This is a genomic window from Micromonospora sp. CNZ286 (assembly GCF_014207755.1).
This window is the reverse complement of record NZ_JACHIZ010000001.1, coordinates 6,270,930-6,292,866: the sequence shown is the minus strand read 5'-3', so window position 1 is coordinate 6,292,866 and position 21,937 is coordinate 6,270,930. Positions and strand designations below refer to the sequence as shown.

Here is a 21,937-nt window from a genome sequence, read left to right as displayed (position 1 = left end):
GCTCGTGGTGGAACAGATTCTGACGATCGCCCAGTCTGAGCCAGCCGAAGCCGTCACCTTCGCCACGGCGGACGGGATGCTGGGCAGTGTCTGGCTGCTGGTGGCGATCCCGCTGGTCAGCGCGGCGATCCTGCTGCTGCTCGGCAAGCGGGCCGACCGCTGGGGCCACTGGCTGGGAGTGGGCGCCATCGGCGCCGCCTTCGTGCTCGGGCTCACCTACTTCTTCCAGTTGCGCGGGCTGGAGAACAAGCAGGTCGAGCTGAGCCTCTGGGACTTCATGGCGGTCGGCAACCTGAAGGTGGACTTCGGTCTGCTCTTCGACCCGCTGGCCGCGGTCTTCGTCCTGCTGATCACCGGGGTGGGCTTCCTGATCCACCTCTACGCCGTGGAGTACATGGCGCACGACGCGGGCCGGCGGCTGTTCTTCGCGTACTTCAACCTGTTCGTCGCCGCCATGCTCCTGCTGGTGCTCGGCAACAACTACGTGATGCTCTACTTCGGCTGGGAGGGCGTCGGCCTGGCGTCGTACCTGCTGATCTCCTTCTGGTACGGCCGGCCCAGCGCGGCCACCGCCGGCAAGAAGGCGTTCCTGATGAACCGGGTCGGCGACGCCGGCCTGGCCATCGGCATCTTCATCATGTTCGCCGTGCTCGGCACCACCCAGTACGACGAGGTGTTCAACGGGGTCGGCTCGATGACCTCGACCACCGTGCTGGTGCTCGGCCTGCTGCTGCTGCTCGGCGCGGCCGGCAAGTCCGGTCAGTTCCCGCTCCAGGCGTGGTTGCCGGACGCGATGGAGGGCCCGACCCCGGTGTCCGCGCTCATCCACGCGGCCACCATGGTCACCGCGGGCGTCTACCTGATCGCGCGCTCCAACGCGATCTTCTCGGCCAACGAGACGCTCCAGCTCGTGGTGGTCAGCGTCGGCGCGCTCACGCTGCTGATGGGCTGCATCATCGGCGCGGCCAAGGACGACATCAAGCGCGTGCTGGCCTGGTCGACCGTGAGCCAGATCGGCTACATGTTCCTCGGCGTCGGTCTCGGCGGCGGCGCGTACGCGCTCGCCATCGTGCACCTGCTGGCGCACGGCTTCTTCAAGGCCAACATGTTCCTCGGCGCCGGCTCGGTCATGCACGGCATGAACGACCAGGTGGACATCCGCCGCTTCGGCGGGCTGTCCAAGTACATGAAGGTCACCTGGCTGACGTTCATGATGGGCTGGCTCGCCATCATCGGCATGTTCCCGTTCTCCGGCTACTTCTCCAAGGAGCCGATCATCGTGGCCGCGTTCGAGCGGGAGGGCTGGACGGCCTGGCTGTTCGGCATGGCCGCGCTGCTCGGCGCCGGGCTCACCGCGTTCTACATGACGCGGCTGTTCGTGCTCACGTTCCACGGCCCGAAGCGCTGGACCGAGGACATCGAGCACCCGCACGAGTCGCCGAAGCTGATGACCGTCCCGCTGATCCTGCTGGCGGTCGGCTCGGTCGGCGCGGGCTTCCTGCTCGCCACCTCCGTGCCGGACTGGCTCACCGCCACCAACGGGCTCGCCGCCGAGAGCGGGGAGCACGCGCCGGTGCTGGCGCACTGGCTGCTCACCGCGCTGTCGCTGCTGCTCACCGTGCTGGGCGCCGGGCTGGCCTGGTTCCTGTTCCGCTCCGGCACGGCCACCGAGCCGCAGCCGGCCGGCGTGGTGGTCACCGCCGCCCGCCGGAACCTCTACACGGACGCCTTCAACGAGGCGGTCTTCGAGAAGCCGGGCATCTTCCTCACCCGGGCGCTGGTGTTCCTCGACAACCGGGGCGTCGACGGGCTGGTCAACGGCCTGGCCGCCGCCGTGGGCGGGGGCTCGGGCCGGCTCCGGCGGCTCCAGACCGGCTTCGTGCGGTCGTACGCGACCTCGATCCTGACCGGCGCGCTGCTCGTGGTGGCGGCGTTCCTGGCGGTGCAGGCGGGGTGGCTGGCGTGATCGACCTCAACGCGGCCGCCCCCGCCGGCGGGCCACGCAGTCACGACGGAGGTAAGGCCGAATAATGTCCAACTTCCCGTTCCTCTCGGTGCTGACCGTGGCGCCGCTGGTCGGCGCCCTGGTGGTGGCACTGCTGCCCCGCAGCCGTCCGGACCTGGCCAAGCTGGTGGCGTTCGGCTGGTCGCTGCTGGTGCTGGTGCTCTCGGTGGTGATGTGGTTCGCCTTCTCCGCCGGCGGTGACCGGTTCCAGTTCCGCGAGTCGTACCCGTGGATCCCGAACTGGGGCGTGAACTTCACCTTCGAGGTGGACGGCATCGCGCTGGTCATGCTGATGCTGATCGCGATCCTGGTGCCGCTGGTGATCCTGGCGTCCTGGCACGACGCCGAGGCGTCGAAGCGCTCGGTGCCCGCGTACTTCGCGCTGCTGCTCGTCCTCGAATGCACGATGATCGGCGTCTTCGCCGCCGCCGACGTCTTCCTGTTCTACGTGTTCTTCGAGGTCATGCTGGTGCCGATGTACTTCCTGATCGGCAGCTACGGCGGCCACCAGCGGCAGTACGCGGCGGTGAAGTTCTTCCTCTACTCGCTGGTCGGCGGTCTGTTCATGCTGGCCGCGGTGATCGGCCTCTGGGTGGTCGGCGGGAAGACCTTCGACTGGCAGGCGCTGAGCCAGGCGGAGTTCGCCACCGACACGGCCCGCTGGCTGTTCCTGGGCTTCTTCGTCGCCTTCGCGATCAAGGCGCCGTTCTTCCCGTTCCACACCTGGCTGCCGGACGCCGGTGGCGCGGCACCGGCCGGCGCCGCCGCGCTGCTTGTCGGCGTGCTGGACAAGGTCGGCACGTTCGGCATCCTGCGCTACTGCCTCCCGCTGTTCCCGGAGGCGTCGCGCTGGTTCGCACCGTGGGCCCTGGCACTCGGTGTCATCGGCATCATCTACGCCGCGCTGCTGGCGGTCGGTCAGAACGATCTGAAGCGCCTGGTGTCGTACACCTCGATCGCGCACTTCGGGTTCATCGGCGTCGGCATCTTCGCGTTCACCACCCAGGCCGGCACCGGCGCGGTGCTCTACATGCTCAACCACGGCCTGGCCACCGGCCTGCTGTTCCTCGTGGTCGGCATGCTGATCGCCCGGCGCGGCTCGGCGCTGATCAGCGACTTCGGCGGCGCGGGCAAGCTGGTGCCGGTGCTGGCCGGTGTGCTCTTCTTCGCCGGTCTCGCCTCACTGGCGCTGCCGGGTACCGCGCCGTTCGTCTCCGAGTTCCTGGTGCTGATCGGCACGTTCACCGTCAACAAGCCGGTCGCGGTGATCGCCACGCTCGGCATCATCCTGGCGGCGGCGTACGTGCTGTGGATGGTGCAGCGCACCACGCAGGGCACGCTGAACCCGGCGCTGACCGAGGTCGAGGGCATGCGCCGTGACCTCACCCTGCGCGAGAAGGTGGTCGTCGCGCCGCTGATCGCGCTGATCGTGCTGCTCGGCTTCTATCCGAAGCCGGTCACCGACGTCATCAACCCCGCCGTCCAGGCGACCATGCAGGACGTCGGCAAGTCCGACCCCGCCCCTGAGGTCGGCAGCGTCCAGGAGGCCGCGAAGTGAGTGAACTGAGGCTGCCGTCGATCGACTACGCGGCGCTCGCTCCCATCCTGATCATGCTGGGTGCGGCGCTGCTCGGGGTCCTGGTCGAGGCGTTCGTGCCGCGTCGTCTGCGCAACGCGGTGCAACTCGGGCTCGCCCTGGTGGCGATGCTCGCCGCGATCGTCATGGTGATTCTCAACGCCGACGACCGGCTGATCACCATCGGCGGCGCCATCGCGATCGACGGCCCGACGCTGTTCCTCCAGGGCGCGATCCTGGTGCTCGCGGTGATGGCCCTGCTGCTCGTCGGTGAGCGCACCGTGGAGCGGGGCGGCGCCTTCGTGGCGCACGCCGCTGTCACCGCCGAGTCGGCGGAGGACCGGCGGCAGGCCGAGGGCGTCGGTGGCGCCACCGAGGTCTACCCGCTGATGTCGTTCGCGATCGGCGGCATGCTGATCTTCGTGGCGGCGAACGACCTGCTGACCATGTTCGTCGCGCTGGAGGTCTTCTCGCTCCCGCTCTACCTGCTCTGCGCGCTGGCCCGCCGCCGGCGTCTGCTGAGCCAGGAGGCGGCGCTGAAGTACTTCATGCTCGGCGCGTACGCCTCGGCGTTCTTCCTGTTCGGTGTGGCCCTCATCTACGGCTTCACCTCCGGCATCCCGGGCCGTACGGCCGGCGTCGACTTCGCCACCGTGCACGCCGCGGTCACCGACTCCCCGTCCAGCCCGGTGCTGCTGTTCGCCGGCATGGCGCTGCTCGCCATCGGCCTGCTGTTCAAGGCCGCCGCCGCGCCGTTCCACGTCTGGACGCCGGACGTCTACCAGGGCGCGCCGACCCCGGTCACCGGCTTCATGGCGGCCTGCACCAAGGTCGCCGCGTTCGGGGCGCTGCTGCGCGTCTTCCACGTCGCGTTCGCCGGGGCCTCCTGGGACTTCACCCCGGTGCTCGGCGCGATCGCGGTGCTGACCATGCTGGTCGGCGCGGTGCTGGCGGTCACCCAGACCGACATCAAGCGCCTGCTGGCGTACTCGTCGATCGCGAACGCCGGTTACCTGCTCGTCGGTGTGCTGGCACCGAGCCGCGAAGGGCTCTCCGGCACCATGTTCTACCTGGCCGCGTACGGCTTCTCGGTGCTCGCCGCGTTCGCCGTGGTGACGCTGGTGCGCGACGCCGACGGGGAGGCCACCCACCTGTCCCGCTGGGCCGGGCTGGGCCGCCGCTCGCCGTTCTTCGCGGCGATCTTCACGTTCATCCTGCTGGCCTTCGCCGGTATTCCGCTGACCAGCGGCTTCACCAGCAAGTTCGCGGTCTTCGGCCCGGCCCTGGAGGCGAACCAGGCGTGGCTGGTGATCGCCGGCGTGCTGACCAGCATGGTGCTGGCGTTCCCGTACCTGCGGGTCGTCGTCATGATGTGGCTGTCCGAGCCGGGCGAGTCCACCCCGACGGTGACCGTGCCCGGTGCGCTCACCTCGGCCGCCCTGGTCATCGGCGTGCTCGCCACGCTGGTCCTCGGCGTGGTGCCCGGCCCGCTGCTCGACCTGACGACCGGTGCCGCCGAATTCGTCAGATGACAGAGGTGATCCCACCGGGGGCCGGTACGCCGTGGCGTACCGGCCCCCGGCCCGTATCCCCGTCGACGAGCAGGTCGAACGGGTGTGGCATGGTTGAGGACGTGGCGAACCCGGCTGGCGAGCGTTCAGGTCAGTTCGGCGCGCTCGGCCTGCATCTCGCCGACCCGCGCGTCGAAGCCTCCGTGCTGGGCGTGCTCGACCGGGTCGAGACGAGCCTGCGGGCGAGCGTGGCGAGCGCCGATCCGCTGGTGACCGAGGCGTCCCGGCACCTGGTCGAGGCCGGCGGCAAGCGGTTCCGGCCGCTGCTGGTGGCGCTGGGCGCCCAGTTCGGCGACCCGGATACCGACCAGGTCGTCCCCGCTGCCGTGGTGATGGAACTCACCCACCTGGCGACGCTCTACCACGACGACGTGATGGACGAGGCCGCCGTGCGTCGCGGCGCCCCGAGCGCCAACTCCCGCTGGACCAACTCGGTGGCCATCCTGGTCGGCGACTACCTCTTCGCCCGGGCCGCGGACATCGCCGCCGACCTCGGCCCCGAGGCGGTACGCCTCCAGGCGCGCACGTTCGCCCGGCTGGTGCACGGCCAGATCGCCGAGACGGTCGGCCCGCGCGACACCGACCCGGTCGCGCACTACCTGCACGTGATCGCCGAGAAGACCGGTTCACTCATCGCCACCTCGGCCCGCTTCGGCGGCATGTTCGGCGGCGCGGCACCCGAGCACGTCGAGGCCCTGGCCGAGTACGGCGAGATCATCGGCGTCGCGTTCCAGCTCTCCGACGACCTGCTGGACATCGCCAGCGAGTCGGTCCAGTCCGGCAAGACGCCCGGCACCGACCTGCGCGAGGGCGTACCCACCCTGCCGGTGCTCTACGCGATGGCCTCCGACGACGCGGACGCGGCGAGCGTACGGCTGCGCGAGATCCTGGCCACCGGCCCGCTGGTGGACGACGCGCTGCACGCCGAGGCGCTGGGCCTGCTGCGGGAGTCGCCGGCGCTCAAGCGCGCCCGGGAGACGGTGCGTAGCTACGCCGAGGACGCACGCGCCCGGCTGGCTCCGCTGCCCGAGGGGCCGGCGCGTCGCGCGCTGGAGTCCCTCTGCGACTACATCGCCGACCGCACCAGCTGACCCCCCGGCCGCCCTCACCCCCTCGGCCTGTCGCCGCCCGTCCGGGCTCTCGTCGATCATGAAGTTGACGGCCGCCCGTACGGCGTGTCGCGCCGCTAACTTCATGATCGACGCGACGGGGCTCGGGGGCGACGCGGACGGTCAGGGGAGGGTGGGGGTGGGGATGGGAGTGGGGGTGGGGCGTAGGAGGCGGGCGCCCAGCAGCATCAGGAGGGCGGCCAGGAGCATCGCCGCGGCAGCAGTCAGCCACATCGCCGGGTAGCCCGCCGCGCCGGCCAGCGCGCCCAGGCCGAGCGGACCCAGGCAGCCGCCCGCGTACACCCCGGTCTGGGTGATCGAGGTGGCGGCGGCCGGGGCCTGCGGGTGGAGCCGGACCACGGCGAAGTTCATCAGCCCCGGCCAGGCCCAGCCCAGACCGAAGCCGAGCACCACGCCCGCTACCAGCGGCGCCGATCCGGCCACCGCGAGCAGGATGAGGCCGACCGAGCCGGTCAGCAGCATCCCGGCGATCAGCCCGACGTGCCCGCTGGTGCGCCGGTCGGCCAGCCAGCCGACGCCCACCCGGGCGAGCACGCACACCACGCTGCCCAGGGTCAGCGTCAGGCCGGCCAGGCCGGGGGAGAGCCCTCGCGCCGCAGCCGAGTCGACCAGGAACGTGCCGAGGGCGTTCGCCGCGGCTGCCGCGAGCGTCGCGGCCAGCCCGATCACCACGAGCGGGCCGGTGCCGCCGGGACCGCGACCGGAGGCGGTCCGGGCCCGCCGGTCCCGTCCGGCCCGGGGTACGGCCGGCAGCACGGCGAGCGCGGCCACCGCTGCGGCCACGAAGGCCCAGCGCCAGCCGGCGGTGAGCGCGACAGTGGGTACCGCCAGGCCGGCCAGCAGCGTGGCGGCCGGTACGGCAGCCTGCTTCACGCCGAACGAGAGGCCCTGCCGGTGGGCGGGTACGTGCTCGGCCAGCGCGGCGTTGCTGGCGAGCTGCCCGAGGGCGTTGGCGGCGGCGCTGAGCGCCAGCAGCGCCACCAGGATCGGGTACGACCGGGCCAGCCCGGCCACTGCGAGCAGCGAGGCGGCGGAGAGCAGGATGGCGGCCCGGGCGACCGGGGCCGAGCCGAAGCGCTCGACCAGGGCGCCGGAGGGCACCGAGGCGAGCGCGCTCACGCCGAAGTAGATCGAGACGGCCAGGCCCAGCCCGGCCGGGCTGAAGCGGAGTTCGTCAGCGAGCTGGACGGCGAGCCCACCGACCAGGAAGACGGGCAGGACGCACACGATCGTGGTGAGGGTGGCGCCCGCGCCGACCGTGACGGCGTGGCGGGACGCCGGAGGGGCGACTCGCGAAACTGTTTCAGTCATCGCGAGCACACCTTACGCCCGGACGTTTTGGCTGCTCATCGTGTCCGTCGACACACGGTCTGTGTCCGGTCTTCTGGCATCCTCCATCCGAACAGGCATTTCGCACTCGGCCGGTTTTTCATATGGTGTAAGTCCCCGGCGGCGGAGGTGGTTGTGCGCGACCCCTTGGCGGAACCTTCGGACCTGATCCGTAGCGTGTCTCGCGCGCTTCGAGTGCTCGAGTCGGTCGGCCGTGCGCCGAGAGGGCTCACCGTGAAGCAGATCGCCCGGCGCTGCGAGCTGACCGTCGCCACCACCTACCACCTGGTGCGCACGCTCGCGTACGAGGGCTACGTGATCCGGCGCGAGGACGGGACGTACATCGTGGGGTTGGAGGTGGCCGACCGCTACCGCGAGCTGGTCACCGCGTTCCGGGGGCCGCCGGCGGTGGGTGAGGCGCTGCGCCGCGCGGCGTCGGACACCGGCTGGAGCCACTACCTCGGCCGTTTCGTCGGCGGGCAGGTGGCGGTGACCGCGTCCGCCGAGGGGCCGCGCTCGCCCTACATGGAAGACCTGGTGCCGGGCTTCGACGAGGGCGCGCACGCCACCGCGCTGGGCAAGAGCCTGCTCGCCACGCTCACCACCGAACAGCGCTTCCGCTACCTGCGCGAGTACGGCATGCGCCCGTTCACCACCGCCACCCTCACCACTGTCGAGGCGTTCGAGGCGGACCTGGCCGCCGGTGACCGGCGCGGCATGCAGCTGGAGCTGGGGCAGTTCCGGCAGGGCGTGGCGTGCGCCGCGGTGCTCGTCAGCCCGGACAAGGACATCGAGCGCCGGGTGGTGCTGGCGTGCGCGCTGCCGGCCGGCGAGATGATGACATCGGCCCGGGTGGTCCGCGCCAAGCTCCTCACCGCCGCGCGCGCCATCGCCGACGGCATCGCCTCCGAGAACTGACTCGCCGCGCGCCGATCCCCGCCGGGACCGCTTCCGAGAACTGACGAGGGGCCGCCGACCTGGTGGGTCGGCGGCCCCTCGCGGGGCGGTCCAGCGCCGGACCGCCCCCGGGGTGGGTCAGCTACCGACCGGGCCGCCGTCGAGGCGCCAGGTGACCACCACGCCGGGCTTGGCGAAGTCGCCGTCCGGCCAGGTGGAGGCGGGGTTCTCCACCGACGCGCCGGAGACCTCGCCGGGGTGCTGCACGGCCACGAAGACCGAACGGTTGTCGCCGGTGATGAACGGGCCGCAGGTCTCCGCGCCGAGCGGCACGGTGAGGAACTGCTTCAGGTGGCCCCGCTCCGGACCCTCGACGGCGGTGGCGAACAGGCCGTCGTTGCTGCCCAGCGCGTTGCCGTCGGTCGAGATCCACAGGTTGCCGGTGGCGTCGAAGGCGACGTTGTCCGGGCAGGAGATCGGGGAGACCTTCGTCTTGTCGTACCCCGCGAAGTAGGTCGAGGCGTCGGCCGGGTCGCCGCAGACGATCGGCAGCGACCAGGCGAAGGTCTCGGCGGTGTTGTCGCCGCGGTCCTCGACCAGCTCCAGGATCTGCCCGTGCTTGTTGCTGTTGCGCGGGTTCGCCTCGTCGGCGGGCGCCTTGCCGGCCTTGCCGCGGTCGCTGTTGTTCGTCAGCGCCACGTAGACCTTGCCGGTGAGCAGGCTCGGCTCGACGTCCTCGGGCCGGTCCATCTTGGTGGCGCCGACCTTGTCCCCGGCCAGCCGGGTGAAGGTGAGCACGTCCGCGGCGGTCATGCCGTCGACGTACGAGCGGTTGCCGCTGACCAGCTTGATCCAGCGGCCCCGGCCGCCGAACCCACCGTCGGCCGGGAGCTTGCCGGAACCGTCGATCTCGGCGGCCGGGCTGTCGCCCTCGATCTTCGCGACGTAGAGCGTGCCCGACTCCAGCAGCGTCAGGTTGTGCCGCCGCGCCACCGAGGACTTCCCCGGCATGAACTTCTTGTCCGAGACGAACTTGTAGAGGTAGTCGAAGCGCTCGTCGTCGCCCATGTACGCGACCACCCGGCCGTTGCGCGCCACGATGACGTTCGCGCCCTCGTGCTTGAACCGGCCCAGCGCGGTGTGCTTGCGCGGCTTGGCCTGCGGGTCGAACGGGTCGATCTCGACGATCCAGCCGAACCGGTTCGCCTCGTTGGGGTGCTTGGCCAGGTCGAAGCGCTCGTCCGCCCGCTCCCACTTGCGGCTGCCGCTCGGGTGGCGCACGTCGGTCGGGATGCCGTACCGGGCCAGCTTCGGCTTCTGCTCCTCCGGCGCGCCGTCTCCGCCGACGAAGTACTGGTTGAAGTTCTCCTCGCCGGAGAGCACCGTGCCCCACGGGGTGACGCCACCGGCGCAGTTGTTGAGCGTGCCGATCACCGTCCGGCCCTTCGGGTCGGCGGCGGTACGCAGCCACGACGAGCCGGCGGCCGGGCCGGTCAGCTCGAACTTCGTCGCCAGCGCCGTGACCCGGCGGTTGTACTCCCGCCGGCCACGCCGTACCGGCTGCCACTGCCCGGTGTTCTCCACCCGCTCCAGCTCCACCACGGACATGCCGTGCGCGGCCATCGCCACCCGCAACTGCTCCACTGTGAGCGCGTCCTGGCTGGTGAAGCCGGGGAACATGAGGTCCTCGTTGGTGTACTCGTGGTTCACCACGAGCAGCGCGCGCCGACGGTCGATCGGGAGCACCCCGACGAAGTCGTTGTTGTAGCCGAACTGCTTGGACTGGGCGGCGGCGGTCTGCCGGCCGAGGCTGAACGCGGGCGCGCCGGGCACGACCTCGTCACCCCAGCGGATCACCACGGAGTGGTCGTACCCGTTGGGGACCACGAGGGTGTCGAGCTTGTTCGGCGGGATCGGCTTGAACGTCAACGCGCCGCTACCAGGGCGGCCCGCGCCGGCGGGCGAGACCTCGCCGCCGCCGGGCACGGGCGGGGCGGCGGGTGCGGCGGCGGCCGGCGCGGCGCCGGCGAGCGCGCCCGCGGCGGCGCCGCCGAAGCCGAGCACCAGCGCGCCGACCGCGCCGGCCCGGACCACGCCGCGCCGGGAGATCTCGGTGTCGACCACGTCGCCGAAGTACGGGTTGTCGGTCGGGTTCGGCACCGGGTGGTCACACGCGTTGCCGCACCGGTACAGACAGGTCATCGCGTCACGGCTGCCGTGGCGGGTGCCACCCAGCAGCGGAAGCAGGCGAGGCCGGTCGCTCATGAGGTGGAGCCTCCTGATCTCAACGTCGGAAGGCGCGCGGGCGAGACGGCCCGGGCGCTCACCCGCCGGACGCTGCCAGGGCACGGTGAGCGGGGATCGGCCCGGACCTGAACCGGACGTGAACAGCTCCGCGTTGACCTGCGGATGAACCGTTCGGCGTCACGGCACGTATGGAAGGGCGAACGCATCGCCGGTTTCCCCGCCGCCGGAAGCGAGGTACCGCCATCAGCGACCACGACGCCCAACTGCTGCGCGCGCTGCACGACGAGCATGCCGACGCGTTGTACGCGCACGCCCTGCGGCTGGTCAACGGCGATCGGCCCCGGGCCGAGGACCTGGTGCAGGAGACGCTCCTGCGCGCCTGGCGGCACCCCGAGTCGTTGGACCCGCGACGCGGCTCGGTACGCGCCTGGCTGTTCACCACCGCGCGGAACCTGGCGATCGACGCCTGGCGGCGGCGCTCGGCCCGCGTCGGCGAGGTCTACACGGACGAACTGCCCGAGACCGCCGAGACGGTCGACGAGACGGAGCGCGCGGTGGAGGCGTGGACCGTGGCCGAGGCGCTCAACCGGCTCAGCCCGACCCACCGGGAGGTGCTCGTCGAGTGCTTCTACCAGGGACGTTCGGTGGCGGAGGCGGCGGCACGGCTGGGCGTACCGCCGGGGACGGTGAAGTCGCGTACCCACTACGCGCTGCGCTCACTACGGTTGGCGCTGGCCGAGATGGGGGTGACCGGGTGACACGCTGCGAGTTCGCGCACGACGACGGGGCGTACGTGCTCGGTGCCCTCGCCCCGGCGGACCGGGTCGCCTACGAGCGGCACCTGGCCGGGTGCGCGCAGTGCCGGGAGGCGGTGGCCGAGATCGCCGTGCTGCCCGGCCTGCTGGGGCGGCTCGACCCGGCCGGGCTGGAGCAGTTCCTGGAGGTCGGGCCGGAGACGTCGCGGGTGCCCGCGCTGCTCGACGCCGCGCGCGAGCGCAAGCGCCGCGAGCGGTCCCGCTCCCGCCGACGGTACGCGCTGACAGCGCTCGCCGCCGCCGCGCTCGCGGTGCTGGCGGGCGTCGGGGTGGGACTCGTGCAGTCGCCGGCCGAGCCGTCGAAGCCGCCGGTGGCGCTGGCCTCGATGCGGCCGGTGGCCGGGACGGTGCCGGTGCACGCCGAGGTGGGGCTGACCGAGACGCCGTGGGGCACCGAGGTCACCATGCACTGCGGGTACGACAGGCGGGCCGGGCACCGGGAGGCGTACACGTTCCGGCTGGTGGCGCACGGCCCGGACGGCGCGACGGAGCAGATCGGCTCGTGGCTCGCCGCCCCCGGTGACGACCTGCGCTTCTCCGGCGTCACCCGCTTCACCAAGGGCGAGCTGGTCCGCCTGGAGCTGCTCCGAGGAACAAACGCCCCCGTCCTGGCCTACGACCTGCGCTGACCCTGCCCGCCCGCTCTCCCCGTTGATCTTGCACTTGTGGCCCTCGGTGCGGGTGGTTCGCCCCTTTCGCCGGGGCGGTAAGTGCAAGATCAGCGGGACGGGGTGGGGGTGGGGGTGGGGGTGGGGGTGGGGGCGGTCGGGATGCGGGCGGCCTGGCGGGTGCGGTGGGAGTGGCGCAGGGCGTCGGCGGTGAAGACCACCAGGGCGAGCCAGACCAGGGCGAAACCGGCCAGCCGGGCCGGCGGCATCGGCTCGTGGAAGATCAGCACGCCGCAGCCGAGCTGGAGGATCGGCGCGAGGTACTGCAGCATGCCGACAGTGGACAGCGGCAGCCGGTTCGCCGCCCCGGCGAACAGCAGCAGCGGGATCGCGGTGGCGGCCCCGGCCAGCACCAGCAGTGCGGTGTGCCCGGCCGAGATGTGCCCGAACGTCGAGTCGCCGCGCGCCGACAGCCACCCCAGGTACGCCAGTGCGGGCAGCGCCAGCACCGCCGACTCGACGAACAGCCCTTCCGTGGCGGGCAGCGCGAGCTGCTTCTTGACCAGCCCGTACCCGGCGAAGCTGAACGCCAGGGTGAGCGCCAGCCAGGGCAGGCGGCCGTAGTCGACGGTGAGCACCGCGACCGCGAGCGCACCCACGCCGAGCGCCGCCCACTGGGCGCGGCGCAGCCGTTCCCGCAGCACCAGGACGCCGAACAGCACCGACACCAGCGGGTTGATGAAGTAACCGAGCGCCGTCTCCACCACCCGGTCGGAGTTCACGCCGTAGATGTACGTGCCCCAGTTGACCGCGATCAGCGCGGCGGCGAGCCCGATGCCGGCGAGCGCCCGGGGTCGCCGGGCCAGCTTGCGCAGGAAGCCGGCGTGCCGCGTGGCGGCCAGCAGCAACGCCACGAACGCCACCGACCAGAGGATCCGGTGCGCGAGGATCTCCACCGGCCCGGCCGGGCGCAGCAGCTTCAGGTAGATCGGGAAGAAACCCCAGATCAGGTACGCGCCGACGCCGTACAGGTAGCCGAGCCGGAGCTGGTTCACCGCTCCACCGTAAGTGGTGGATCCTTATCTTGGTCCTTATCGGTGACCGGCGTCACCCGCTGATCCAGCTCCATCCACCGATCCGCTGCGACCGGCTTGAAGCCGATCTTCGCGTAGACCCCGTGCGCGTCGAGCGTGGCCAGCAGGATCCGGCGTACGCCCAGCTCGTTCAGGTGGTCGCGGACCGCGCCGGCCAGCCAGGTGCCCAGCCCGCTACCCCGCTCGGCCGGGTCCACGTACACGTCGCACAGCCAGGCGAACGTGGCCCCGTCGGTGACCACCCGGGCGACAGCGACCTGCCGTCCGTCACCCGGCCGGTAGACGCCGAAGCCGATCGAGCCGGTGAACGCGCGCGCCACCGTCTCCCGCTCCCGCCCCAGCGCCCAGTACGCGTCGGTGGAGAGCCAGACGTGCACCCGGTCCAGGTCGATCCGATCCGGGTCGGTGCTGATCACGTAGCCGTCCGCGCGGGTCAGGGTGAACACCCGGCCGAGGCTAGTACCCCCGGCCGGGGCCCTCGCCAGCCAATTCCCTGCTGCTGGCCTGGTGGTCCCGGCCGGCCGCGAAGGCGGCCGGCCGGGTCCGGTGTCAGTCGCGGTCGAGGACGGCGCCGAGGATCCAGGTGACGATGCCGACGAAGAGCGCGCCCAGCACCGCCTCCGGCCAGAACCCGTCCACGTGGAAGGGCAGTCCGGCCTCACCGGCGATCCAGCTGGTGAGCAGGAAGAGCAGGCCGTTCACCACGAGCGCGATCAGGCCGAGGGTCAGCAGGTAGAAGCCGCACCCCACGGTCTTGATGATCGGCTGGAGCACCGCGTTCACCACACCGAAGATGACCGCGACGAGCACCAGCGTGATCACCGTCTCGGTGGCCGAGTCGGAGTCGAGCGAGATGCCCGGGATGAGCAGGGTGGCGAGCCAGAACGCCACCGCCGTCGAACCCACGCGAATCAGAAGACCCTTCAGGAAATCCATGGCCGGGATCGTGCCACGGCCGTACCACCAGGGGAAGGCTCGACCTGGTACGCGGCGGTGCGGCTCGTCAGTGCCGGGCCGGGCGACCGACCAGTTGCGACTCGACAGGTGTGGGCGAGAGCAGCGCCCAGCGCAGGGCCCGCCGGTTGACCACAGCCACCATGTCGTCGCGGATCCGGGTGAGCCACTCGGCGGAACCGCCCAGGCCCAGCGCCGCGCCCGCCAGCGCGGCCTCGTCCGGGTCGAGCGGCTGGAGGATCGCCAGGTCGGCGCGGGCCAGCGCGGGCGTGTCGGCCGAGGTCAGCTCGTCGCGGACCACCAGCACCGACTGCCAGGCGGCTGCCGGTCCGGCCTCCGGCGGCACCGGGCCGGCGTCCACCACCACCAGCAGCGGGTGCAGCGGCGAGCCGGGCGCGCCACCGGCCGGACGGCCCGGCGGGAGCAGCGGTACGCCGCCGCCGACCGTCCCGACACCCCGCACGAACGGCTCCCAGAAGCGGGGGCGGCCGGTCTGCACCACCACGCGCGCGCCGAGCGCCAGCGCCCGCAGCACGAGCAGTTGCGCCGCGGGCACGCCGCCCACGAGCAGCACCCGGGTCGTGGCCGGGCGGAACAGGCGGACGGTGAGTGCGGCGCCGTGCCGGTTCGCGCCCACCATCAGGCCGGCGGTGGCCGAGGGCAGGTCCAGCGCGGGCGGAGGCGACCCGGCCGGGGACGCGGCACCGCCGGTCACCGCCAACGGCAGCGTGGCGGCCAGCCCGGCGAGGTGCTCACCGTCGAGCCGGCGCAACTCGCCGCCGACGTCACCGGCGATCCGGCGCAGCGTGCGTTCCGCCGTCGACAGCCCGGCCGCGCTCCCGGCCGCCACCCGTACCGCCAGCTCGGCCGGGACCGGCGCGGTGCCGGTGCGCGGACCGGCTGTGAGCGCGACTGTGGTGGCGGTCGCGGGCAGTGCGAGCAGGCGGCCCACCAGCCCTCGGGCCGCCTCGCCACGCGGATCCGGCCACCGGCGCAGTCGCCAGGTGGCCTGCGTCAAGCCACCGACAGTGAGCAGCGGCCAGGTCTCCCGTACCGGGGCGCCGGGTTCGTGGTGGGCAAGTTCGGCGATCACCCGCAGCGCCGCGTCGCCGCCCAGCGGCCGGGCGGTGAGCGGGCCGAGCCGGCGGACGAGTCGCCGCAGGGTGCCGGACAGTGCCCGCAACAGGTCCTCGTCCGGCCAGCCGTCTGCGCGCAGCACCTGGACGACCAGCACCACCCGTGCCCGCGCGGCCACCCGCCCGTCGGTGAGCTGGCGGTACGACGTCCCGGCCGGACCGCCGGCAACCGCGGGCACCGGTGCGGGCGACGAGGAGAACACCAGTTGCAGCCGGATCGCGGGGGCGTCCGGACCGGCCGGGGGAAGCAGGTCGAACGGCGTGGGCAGCTCGTGCGCGTGGTCGCCGAGCAGGTCGTCCGGGTCGCCCAGCTCCAGGAGGGCGGTCAGCCCGGCGGCGTCGTGCAGCACGGCCGCCCCGCCGGACGCCTCGGTCGCGCCGACCACCGAGCCCGGCCGGAGCAGCCCCAGCAGCGCCGCCGGATCGGCCGCCGGTGGCAGGGCGCGCCGCCGCGTCACGTACGCGGCAGCGGTGACGAGCCACTCGTGCAGCCAGCGGCCGCGCACCCGGACCCACGCGGCCGGCAGCAGCAGGGCCGCCGACAGCAGCGCGACGGCCGTCGGCACGACACCCCGCCCGGCGGCTGCGACCAGCACCGCCGCCGCGACCTGGGTGGCCACGATCTGGCCGGCGCGCAGGCGAGCGGTCGGACGACTCGTCCACTGTGACGTGCGGACCGGGACGGACGCGGGCCGCTCGGACGTGCTCGCGGTCACCGCACCTCCTCGCCGGGTCTCCGCGTGACGCTGCCGTGGCTCATCGTAGTGGGCGGGTTGTCCACAGGGGAGCCCGAGGGGGTAGCAGAACCGGAGTCGGGCGGCTACCGTCAGCGACGAAATCGTCGAGTTGCGTGTCCGCCGCCACCGGGCTTCCCCCTCCACCGGCCCCGGACCCCCGCCGACGAGTCCACGGTGGTCACACGGTGGCCAGCCACGACCGAGGAGACGAGGTGACGTCCGGGATGTCCCAGACCCAGGCAGAAGCCGCGGTGATGCAGCAGACCGCCGCGAAGTTCGAGCAGGTCGACCAGTCGCTCCAGACCATGCTCAGCGGCCTGATGGCCGAGCTGGAGGTGTTGCAGCAGGCCTGGCGGGGTGCCGGTGGGCGATCGTTCGCGCAGGTCAAGCAGCAGTGGGCGCAGGACCAGGCAGCCCTTCAGCGGGCGCTGCGCGAGACCGCGACCGCGATCCGCAGCGCCGGCCGCCACTACGACGTCGCCGACACCGAGGCCGCCGGCCGGGTGGCGGGCACCAACCGCGGCATCCAGCTGCCGCTCTGACAACCGGAAGGATCGAATCCATGGAGCACGGTGTGCTGGTCGTCAACTTCGCCGCCCTGCAACAGGCGGGCGCCGACATCCAACGGGCGCTGTCCACGCTGGAGAGTCAGCTCGGTCAGCTCGAACGCGACGCCGCCCCACTGGTGGCGAGCTGGAACGGCGAGGCCCGCGAGGCGTACGAGGTGCGGCAGTCCCGGTGGCGGGCCGCCTCGCAGGACCTCCAGGCGATGCTGCGTGACATCAAGCTCGCCGTCGAGGACTCCGCGACCGACTACCTCGACACCGAGAAGCGCAACGCCAACCTGTTCCAGTGAACCGACGCCGCGCGGCCCGGGCAGGTGACCCGGGCCGCGCGGCTTCGCGCGTGGCCGGCGATCAGCTCGGAACTGCCGGGTCCGCCGCCCGCCAGCGCCTGCGTGCGCCGCGCGGCAGCACCAGGGCGAGCGCCGCCACCAGTGCCACCGCCCCGCCCGCGACGGCGGCGGCCAGCAGCGCCCGGTCCCGGGCCGTGTCCCGGCGGGACTGGCGGGCCAGTGCGGCCGGATCGGGCCGCTCGGCGGGAAGCGCCGCCCCCGGCCGGGTGCGGGAATCGGTCGCGCCGGCCGACTCGGTCACCGCCCGGTACGGGTTGAGCACCCCCGCGCCGTAGCCCGCGTCCCGCCCGGGCGCCGGGTCGGCGGCGGCCACGATCAGGCCGGCCACCTCGGCCGCGCTCAGCCGGGGCCGGTACTGGCGCAGCAACGCGGCAGTACCCGCCACGAACGGAGTGGCGTAGCTGGTCCCCTCCGCCCGCTGGTGGCCCGACCTGGGCGCCGCCATCAGCACCTCGCTACCAGGGGCGACCACGTCCACGTACGAGCCGGTCTGGGAGAACGCCGAGCGTGTCCCGTCCCGCCCGATCGCGCCGACGCCGAGCACCCCGTCGTACGCCGCCGGGTAGGGCCGGGGATCCCCGTTGTCGTGCAGGTTGCCGGCGGCGGCCACCACCACCACGTCCCGCCGCACCGCGTAGGCGACGGCGGCGCGTACGGCCGGGTCGTCCGCGTACAGCACGACCGAGAGGTTGAGCACGTCGGCGTCGTGGTCCACGGCCCAGCGGATGGCCCGGGCGAACCCGGCCGCGTCGACGGTACGCCCCGACTCCCGCCCGTCGACCACCTGCTGCTCGCTCACCCGTACCGGCAGGATGCGTGCGTCCGGCGCGAGGCCGCGGAACGCGACGCCGGGCTGCGGCGCGGCGGCGATGATGCTCGCCACCCCGGTGCCGTGCCCGGCGCAGTCCCGGGTGCCGTCCCCGCTCCGATCGAGGAAGTCGGCGCCGTCGAGGACGCGACCGGCCAGCTGCGGGTGGGACCGGTCCACTCCCGAGTCGACGACCGCGACCACGACCCCGGCCCCCGTTGCGAGGGGGGTGAGCCGTTCCGGGGCGTACCGCTGCTGCGGCCACGGCTGGTCCGCCACCGGGCGGGCCGGCGCGGGCGGCGAGGCGCAGCCGGCGGGTGCGCGAGCCGTCGCCGGAGCGGCCGGAACCCCGGCGACGAGGAGCGTCGCCAGGGCGGCCACGACGGGGTACGCGACTGGCCGAGACATCGACGACCTCCGTAACGTGTCGGCTCCGGAACGGGATGTTAGCGGCTCACTCACGTCGGGGCCGACCGTCGATGGCCAGAAGTCCTGATCTTGCTGCCACCTTGTAGGTTGTATGCGATGCCTGTGGCCTGTTCGCGGAAGGAGAGGTGGCCGTGACCGGATGGGAGCCGGCCACCGAGGCCGAGGTGGCGATGCGGGACGCGCTGCGCGCGCAGGACCAGCAGCAGTACTTCCGTGCGCTGACCCGCGTCGATCTCTTGCTTCCGGTCGCGAACGGACCGACCGCCGGGTGGGGCACCTGGACCTCCGGGGGGCGCACCCACGTGCTGGCCTTCACCTCCGTCGCCGCGCTGCGTGCGAGCCTGGGGGAGAACGCGGGCCCCACCCGCCGCGTCCCCTACCCGGACCTGGCGGCCGGCTGGCCGAACCCCGAGTGGTGGCTGGCGGTCAACCCCGGGCTGCCGATCGAGGGCTACCTGCCCGCCTGGTACGTGGCTCAGCTCTCCCGGGGCGACGTCCGGCTGCCCGGACGCACGATGGGCGCCCGGGCCCGGCTGGAACGAGTGGAGAACGCCACCCGGGGAGCCCGGAACACGGTGCCCGAGGCCGCGCCCCGCCCGCCCGCCGTTCCCGTCCCGCCGGCCGCCGTCACCCCTGCTCGGGTGCCCCCTGCCGTCGTCCCGCCGGCCGCTGCTCCGCCTCCGGTCGTGCCGCCACCCGCGGTGCCGCCTCCGGCCGTGCCACCCCTTGCTGGTGCTGGTGCTGGTGCGCCGGGCCGGGACGAGCGGCTGATGGAGACCGACGAGCCGGCCACGGTGCCGATGCGGGCCGCCTCGGTCCTGGGACGGCGACTGCCCACCGTGCCGCCGCGCCGCCGAGCGGCGGACAGCGACGTCCCGAGCCGGACCACTTCCGGCGCCGAGGCGGATACGGACGCCCTCGACGGCTGGCTCACCGACCTGCGCCGTCGCCCGGACGAGCCGGACCCCTTCGCCGCCGCCCCGGCTGCACCCGCCGACGAGCCGCCGGCCGCCTCCGCTCCGCCGCCGGCCCGCTCCTTCTTCGAGCCCTCGTCCGGTGGCCGCTCGGCCCGGCGCCCGTCGCCGCTGGACCCGTCGCGCCGGGCCGGCGACCGGGCCACCCCACCGACCCGGTTCGCCGGCGGGCAGCCGTTCCCGCGCCGACGGCCGCTGAACGAGCCGGTACGCGAGGGTCCGACCCACGCGTTCGCGGCGCGGCCGGACGAGCCGCCAGTGCCCCGGCCGGACGAGGCGACGCAGGCGTTCCGGCCGACCCGCCCGCCCGAGGACGCCACCGAGGCGCTGCCCCGCCGTCACGCCGGACCGGCAGACGCCGGAACGGCTGCGGCGACGCACGCCGGACCGGCCGTGGCAGCCCACGCCGGACCGGCCACTGCTGACGGATGGAGGGCCGCGCCGGGCGGCACCGAGGACGAGACCACGCGGTGGGAGACGATCGACGAGCCGGCGGAGGAACTGCCTCCGTCGATCGCCGAACCGGTCTCCGCGCCGCCCGCGCCGCGCCGCGACTTCACACCCATCGTCATCGAGGGCACCGTCATCGAGGCCCGCGACCTGACCGAGCCCGCGCCGCTCTGGTCCGCGCAGCCGGCCGGTCCGGTACGCGCGGAACCGGCCGAGGGCGCGGCCACGCCCTGGGCCGGAACCACCGACCCGACGATGCCGCTCTCCGTGGACCCGCCGGTCGCAGACGACACGGTGAACCTCACCGAGCCGACGCCGGCCCGTACCGGGGCCACCGCCGCGACGGACCGGAGTACGCCACCCGACGAGCCGACCGTGTCGCTCGCGTCGGAGTCCGAGCCCACGACGTCGCTGTTCGAGCCGCCGCCCCCGGCAGGCGAGGCCACCGCGCCGCTGTTCGCGTCGTCGTCGGCGTCGTCGGCCGAGCCGACGGTCTCGCTGTTCGATCGGGTTTCGACCGAGTCGACCGCGCCGCTGGCCGGTCCGGATGGGGCCGAGCCGACGGTCTCGCTGTTCGATCCGGCCCCGACCGAGCAGACCGCCCCGCTGTTCGACCGGGCACCGGCGGAGCCGACCGTGTCGTTGTTCGATCCGGTGCCGTCCGAGTCGACGACGTCGCTGTCGGACCCCGCGCCGGACGACCCCACTGCGCCACTGACCAGCCCGCCGGCCGAGCCGACCGCGTCGCTGTCCGACCCCGTGCCGGCGGAACAGCCGACCGTGTCCCTCTTCGAGCCGGCGACCGGCGACGAACCGGTCACCACGTCGCTGTTCGCGCCCGGTGAGCCGACCGTGGCGCTGTCCACGCAGGCGCCGGACACGGCGGGGCCCGCGGCCTCCGAAACGACTGACGATCAGCCGTCAGGCGACGGATCGGCCGCCGAGTTCGTACCGGCGAACGACGTCGAGGAGGACCTGCTGGCCGCCGCGGGCAGCGGCAGCACCGACGGCTTCCTCACCACCCTGCTGCTGGCCCGGGTGCTGCTGCCGGTCGCGCCCGACTCGGCCACCGGCAGCCGGCCGGGTGACCCCGGCTTCGTCTGGCACGCCGACCAGGTCGACGGCGGGAGGTGCGTCTCGGTCTACACCTCGCCGGAACGCCTGGCCGAGCACACCGAGGGCCGGATCGAGACGGTACGGGTCAAGTTCGTCCAGCTCATCCGCAGGTGGCCGGACGTGGCGTGGTCGTTCCGGGTCAACCCGGGCAGCCCGGTCGGCGCGACGTACCCGGGGGAGCAGGTCCTCGCGCTCGCCAACTGGGCGGCCGAGGTGGGCCTCGGCGACGACCCGGAGCCGGCCGCCGCGCCGCAGTCGGCGGAGCGGCAGCGTCCGGAGGCGCCCACGACCACTGCGGACCGGCCGGTGACCATGCAGAAGGCGATCGCGGCGAGCCAGCTCGCGTACTACCTGGAGCGTGGCTACGACCGGGTCTCCGGATTCGTGCACCGGGCCGGGGAACTGGCACACCTGCGTACCCCGGCGGAGCTGTACCGCGCGCTCGGCCTCGGCCACCCCGGTTCGCCGTTCTCCCCGGACGACGACGAGATCTACCTGCTGCGCTGGCCCGCCTACCGGCCGAGCCTCTACCGGATCCCGTACGGCGGCCCGAACGAGGCGGCGATGCGGGCGATGGAGGGCTGGGTGATCGAGCGGTCCCCGTTCCGCGGCAACGGCTTCGCGCCGGGGGAGAGCAGCGACGTGATCGCCGAGTTCAAGGTGGACAGCGCCCGGCTCCCCCACGGCGCCGAGCTGTGGCGGGTCGGCGCGGACGGTGACAGCAGGCTGGTCGCGGTCCTGGACACCGACGAGCTGCTGTGGCGGAAGGCGGGCGAGGCGTGAGCCGGGACGGCTACGTGGCCCGCTGGCGGGGGCGGGAGTACCAGGCCAGCCCCGACGGCGACGACATCCGTCTGTACCAGCCCGGCCCGGACGAGGGATTCACCGAGGTGCGCCCCGGCCGGTACGTCCGGGTGGTGCCGGCCGCCGAGGTCGACGATCTGGCGTACGTGCGGACCACCTGCACCTGGCAGGGCCAGCCGTTCATCGTGCTGGCCGAGCACGAGGGCTGGCTGCGGCTGGAGTACACCGGCGGGCGCTGGCCGGTGGCCGAGGCGATGGGGCTGGAGGCGTTCGACTTCGGCGTCTATCAGGGCTGGGCGCCGGCGGCCGAGGTGGCCGACCTGGGCGAGCAGCGGGTCTGA

Annotated in this window: 18 protein-coding genes; 11 read left to right on the top strand and 7 right to left on the bottom strand. The window is 73.3% G+C overall.

All coding sequences use genetic code 11. The features are described from left to right. Positions 1-4 precede the first annotated feature (4 nt). From nuoL to FHX31_RS28100, 4 genes are all read left to right on the top strand, one after another. The gene (gene nuoL, locus FHX31_RS28115) at positions 5-1,966 is read left to right on the top strand and encodes an NADH-quinone oxidoreductase subunit L (RefSeq protein WP_013283612.1); all 1,962 of its coding nucleotides are present in this window, start codon (positions 5-7) and stop codon (positions 1,964-1,966) included. A 64-nt stretch (positions 1,967-2,030) separates the two neighbouring features. Continuing rightward, on the top strand, positions 2,031-3,563 hold the full coding sequence (locus FHX31_RS28110; protein ID WP_013473559.1) for an NADH-quinone oxidoreductase subunit M: 1,533 nt from the start codon (positions 2,031-2,033) through the stop codon (positions 3,561-3,563). Further along, entirely contained in the window at positions 3,560-5,113 is a 1,554-nt protein-coding gene (gene nuoN, locus FHX31_RS28105; protein WP_013283614.1) for an NADH-quinone oxidoreductase subunit NuoN, read from the top strand. Before FHX31_RS28110 ends, nuoN begins: the two co-directional genes overlap by 4 nt. Positions 5,114-5,202: 89 nt before the next feature. Next, positions 5,203-6,243, top strand: coding sequence for a polyprenyl synthetase family protein (locus FHX31_RS28100; protein WP_013473560.1), 1,041 nt, complete (start codon positions 5,203-5,205; stop codon positions 6,241-6,243). Between the two features lie 141 nt (positions 6,244-6,384). On the opposite strand, the gene FHX31_RS28095 is transcribed toward FHX31_RS28100, so the two are convergent. Beyond that, on the bottom strand, positions 6,385-7,593 hold the full coding sequence (locus FHX31_RS28095) for an MFS transporter (RefSeq protein WP_184977472.1): 1,209 nt from the start codon (positions 7,591-7,593) through the stop codon (positions 6,385-6,387). 153 nt (positions 7,594-7,746) lie between these two features. On the opposite strand from FHX31_RS28095, the gene FHX31_RS28090 reads away from it, so the two are divergent. Then, positions 7,747-8,529 carry an IclR family transcriptional regulator gene (locus FHX31_RS28090; RefSeq protein WP_013283617.1) on the top strand — a complete coding sequence of 261 codons (783 nt, stop codon included), beginning with the start codon at positions 7,747-7,749 and terminating at the stop codon, positions 8,527-8,529. 117 nt (positions 8,530-8,646) lie between these two features. Here FHX31_RS28090 and FHX31_RS28085 read toward each other — a convergent pair whose 3' ends face one another. Next, the gene (locus tag FHX31_RS28085; RefSeq protein ID WP_013473562.1) at positions 8,647-10,773 is read right to left on the bottom strand and encodes a PhoX family protein; all 2,127 of its coding nucleotides are present in this window, start codon (positions 10,771-10,773) and stop codon (positions 8,647-8,649) included. A gap of 170 nt (positions 10,774-10,943) precedes the next feature. On the opposite strand from FHX31_RS28085, the gene FHX31_RS28080 reads away from it, so the two are divergent. Continuing rightward, on the top strand, positions 10,944-11,513 hold the full coding sequence (locus FHX31_RS28080) for a sigma-70 family RNA polymerase sigma factor (RefSeq protein ID WP_013283619.1): 570 nt from the start codon (positions 10,944-10,946) through the stop codon (positions 11,511-11,513). Continuing rightward, positions 11,510-12,199 (top strand): anti-sigma factor family protein, encoded by a 690-nt coding sequence (locus FHX31_RS28075; protein WP_013473563.1) that lies wholly within the window; start codon positions 11,510-11,512, stop codon positions 12,197-12,199. Before FHX31_RS28080 ends, FHX31_RS28075 begins: the two co-directional genes overlap by 4 nt. A gap of 89 nt (positions 12,200-12,288) precedes the next feature. On the opposite strand, the gene rarD is transcribed toward FHX31_RS28075, so the two are convergent. From rarD to eccE, 4 genes are all read right to left on the bottom strand, one after another. Continuing rightward, the gene (gene rarD, locus FHX31_RS28070) at positions 12,289-13,233 is read right to left on the bottom strand and encodes an EamA family transporter RarD (protein ID WP_184977471.1); all 945 of its coding nucleotides are present in this window, start codon (positions 13,231-13,233) and stop codon (positions 12,289-12,291) included. Next, entirely contained in the window at positions 13,230-13,718 is a 489-nt protein-coding gene (locus FHX31_RS28065; protein ID WP_047894597.1) for a GNAT family N-acetyltransferase, read from the bottom strand. Before FHX31_RS28065 ends, rarD begins: the two co-directional genes overlap by 4 nt. A 103-nt stretch (positions 13,719-13,821) precedes the next feature. Beyond that, the gene (locus FHX31_RS28060) at positions 13,822-14,208 is read right to left on the bottom strand and encodes a phage holin family protein (RefSeq protein ID WP_013283623.1); all 387 of its coding nucleotides are present in this window, start codon (positions 14,206-14,208) and stop codon (positions 13,822-13,824) included. A 67-nt stretch (positions 14,209-14,275) separates the two neighbouring features. After that, entirely contained in the window at positions 14,276-16,078 is a 1,803-nt protein-coding gene (eccE, locus tag FHX31_RS28055) for a type VII secretion protein EccE (protein ID WP_013473565.1), read from the bottom strand. Between the two features lie 245 nt (positions 16,079-16,323). Between eccE and FHX31_RS28050 the strand changes: the two genes are divergently transcribed. Together FHX31_RS28050 and FHX31_RS28045 are read left to right on the top strand one after the other, a co-directional pair. After that, complete coding sequence (locus FHX31_RS28050) at positions 16,324-16,641, top strand: WXG100 family type VII secretion target (protein WP_041784049.1); 318 nt, start codon at positions 16,324-16,326, stop codon at positions 16,639-16,641. A 20-nt stretch (positions 16,642-16,661) separates the two neighbouring features. Continuing rightward, the gene (locus tag FHX31_RS28045; protein ID WP_013473567.1) at positions 16,662-16,955 is read left to right on the top strand and encodes a WXG100 family type VII secretion target; all 294 of its coding nucleotides are present in this window, start codon (positions 16,662-16,664) and stop codon (positions 16,953-16,955) included. Positions 16,956-17,016: 61 nt separating this feature from the next. Here the strand turns inward: FHX31_RS28045 and mycP are convergent, their stop codons facing one another. Then, the gene (mycP, locus tag FHX31_RS28040; RefSeq protein ID WP_047894596.1) at positions 17,017-18,231 is read right to left on the bottom strand and encodes a type VII secretion-associated serine protease mycosin; all 1,215 of its coding nucleotides are present in this window, start codon (positions 18,229-18,231) and stop codon (positions 17,017-17,019) included. A gap of 152 nt (positions 18,232-18,383) precedes the next feature. On the opposite strand from mycP, the gene FHX31_RS28035 reads away from it, so the two are divergent. Next, positions 18,384-21,575 (top strand): SseB family protein, encoded by a 3,192-nt coding sequence (locus FHX31_RS28035; protein ID WP_184977470.1) that lies wholly within the window; start codon positions 18,384-18,386, stop codon positions 21,573-21,575. Continuing rightward, positions 21,572-21,937: a hypothetical protein gene (locus FHX31_RS28030; RefSeq protein ID WP_013283629.1), complete on the top strand. Its 366-nt coding sequence runs from the start codon at positions 21,572-21,574 to the stop codon at positions 21,935-21,937. Before FHX31_RS28035 ends, FHX31_RS28030 begins: the two co-directional genes overlap by 4 nt.

What these genes read in the sequence shown, in the direction of transcription:
- FHX31_RS28045 (WP_013473567.1), top strand. Translation starts at nt 16,662, where the DNA reads ATGGAGCACGGTGTGCTGGTCGTCAACTTCGCCGCCCTGCAACAGGCG.
- FHX31_RS28060 (WP_013283623.1), bottom strand. Translation starts at nt 14,208, where the DNA reads ATGGATTTCCTGAAGGGTCTTCTGATTCGCGTGGGTTCGACGGCGGTG.
- FHX31_RS28085 (WP_013473562.1), bottom strand. Translation starts at nt 10,773, where the DNA reads ATGAGCGACCGGCCTCGCCTGCTTCCGCTGCTGGGTGGCACCCGCCAC.
- FHX31_RS28080 (WP_013283619.1), top strand. Translation starts at nt 10,944, where the DNA reads ATGGAAGGGCGAACGCATCGCCGGTTTCCCCGCCGCCGGAAGCGAGGT.
- FHX31_RS28050 (WP_041784049.1), top strand. Translation starts at nt 16,324, where the DNA reads ATGTCCCAGACCCAGGCAGAAGCCGCGGTGATGCAGCAGACCGCCGCG.
- mycP (WP_047894596.1), bottom strand. Translation starts at nt 18,231, where the DNA reads ATGTCTCGGCCAGTCGCGTACCCCGTCGTGGCCGCCCTGGCGACGCTC.
- FHX31_RS28100 (WP_013473560.1), top strand. Translation starts at nt 5,203, where the DNA reads ATGGTTGAGGACGTGGCGAACCCGGCTGGCGAGCGTTCAGGTCAGTTC.
- FHX31_RS28095 (WP_184977472.1), bottom strand. Translation starts at nt 7,593, where the DNA reads ATGACTGAAACAGTTTCGCGAGTCGCCCCTCCGGCGTCCCGCCACGCC.
- FHX31_RS28110 (WP_013473559.1), top strand. Translation starts at nt 2,031, where the DNA reads ATGTCCAACTTCCCGTTCCTCTCGGTGCTGACCGTGGCGCCGCTGGTC.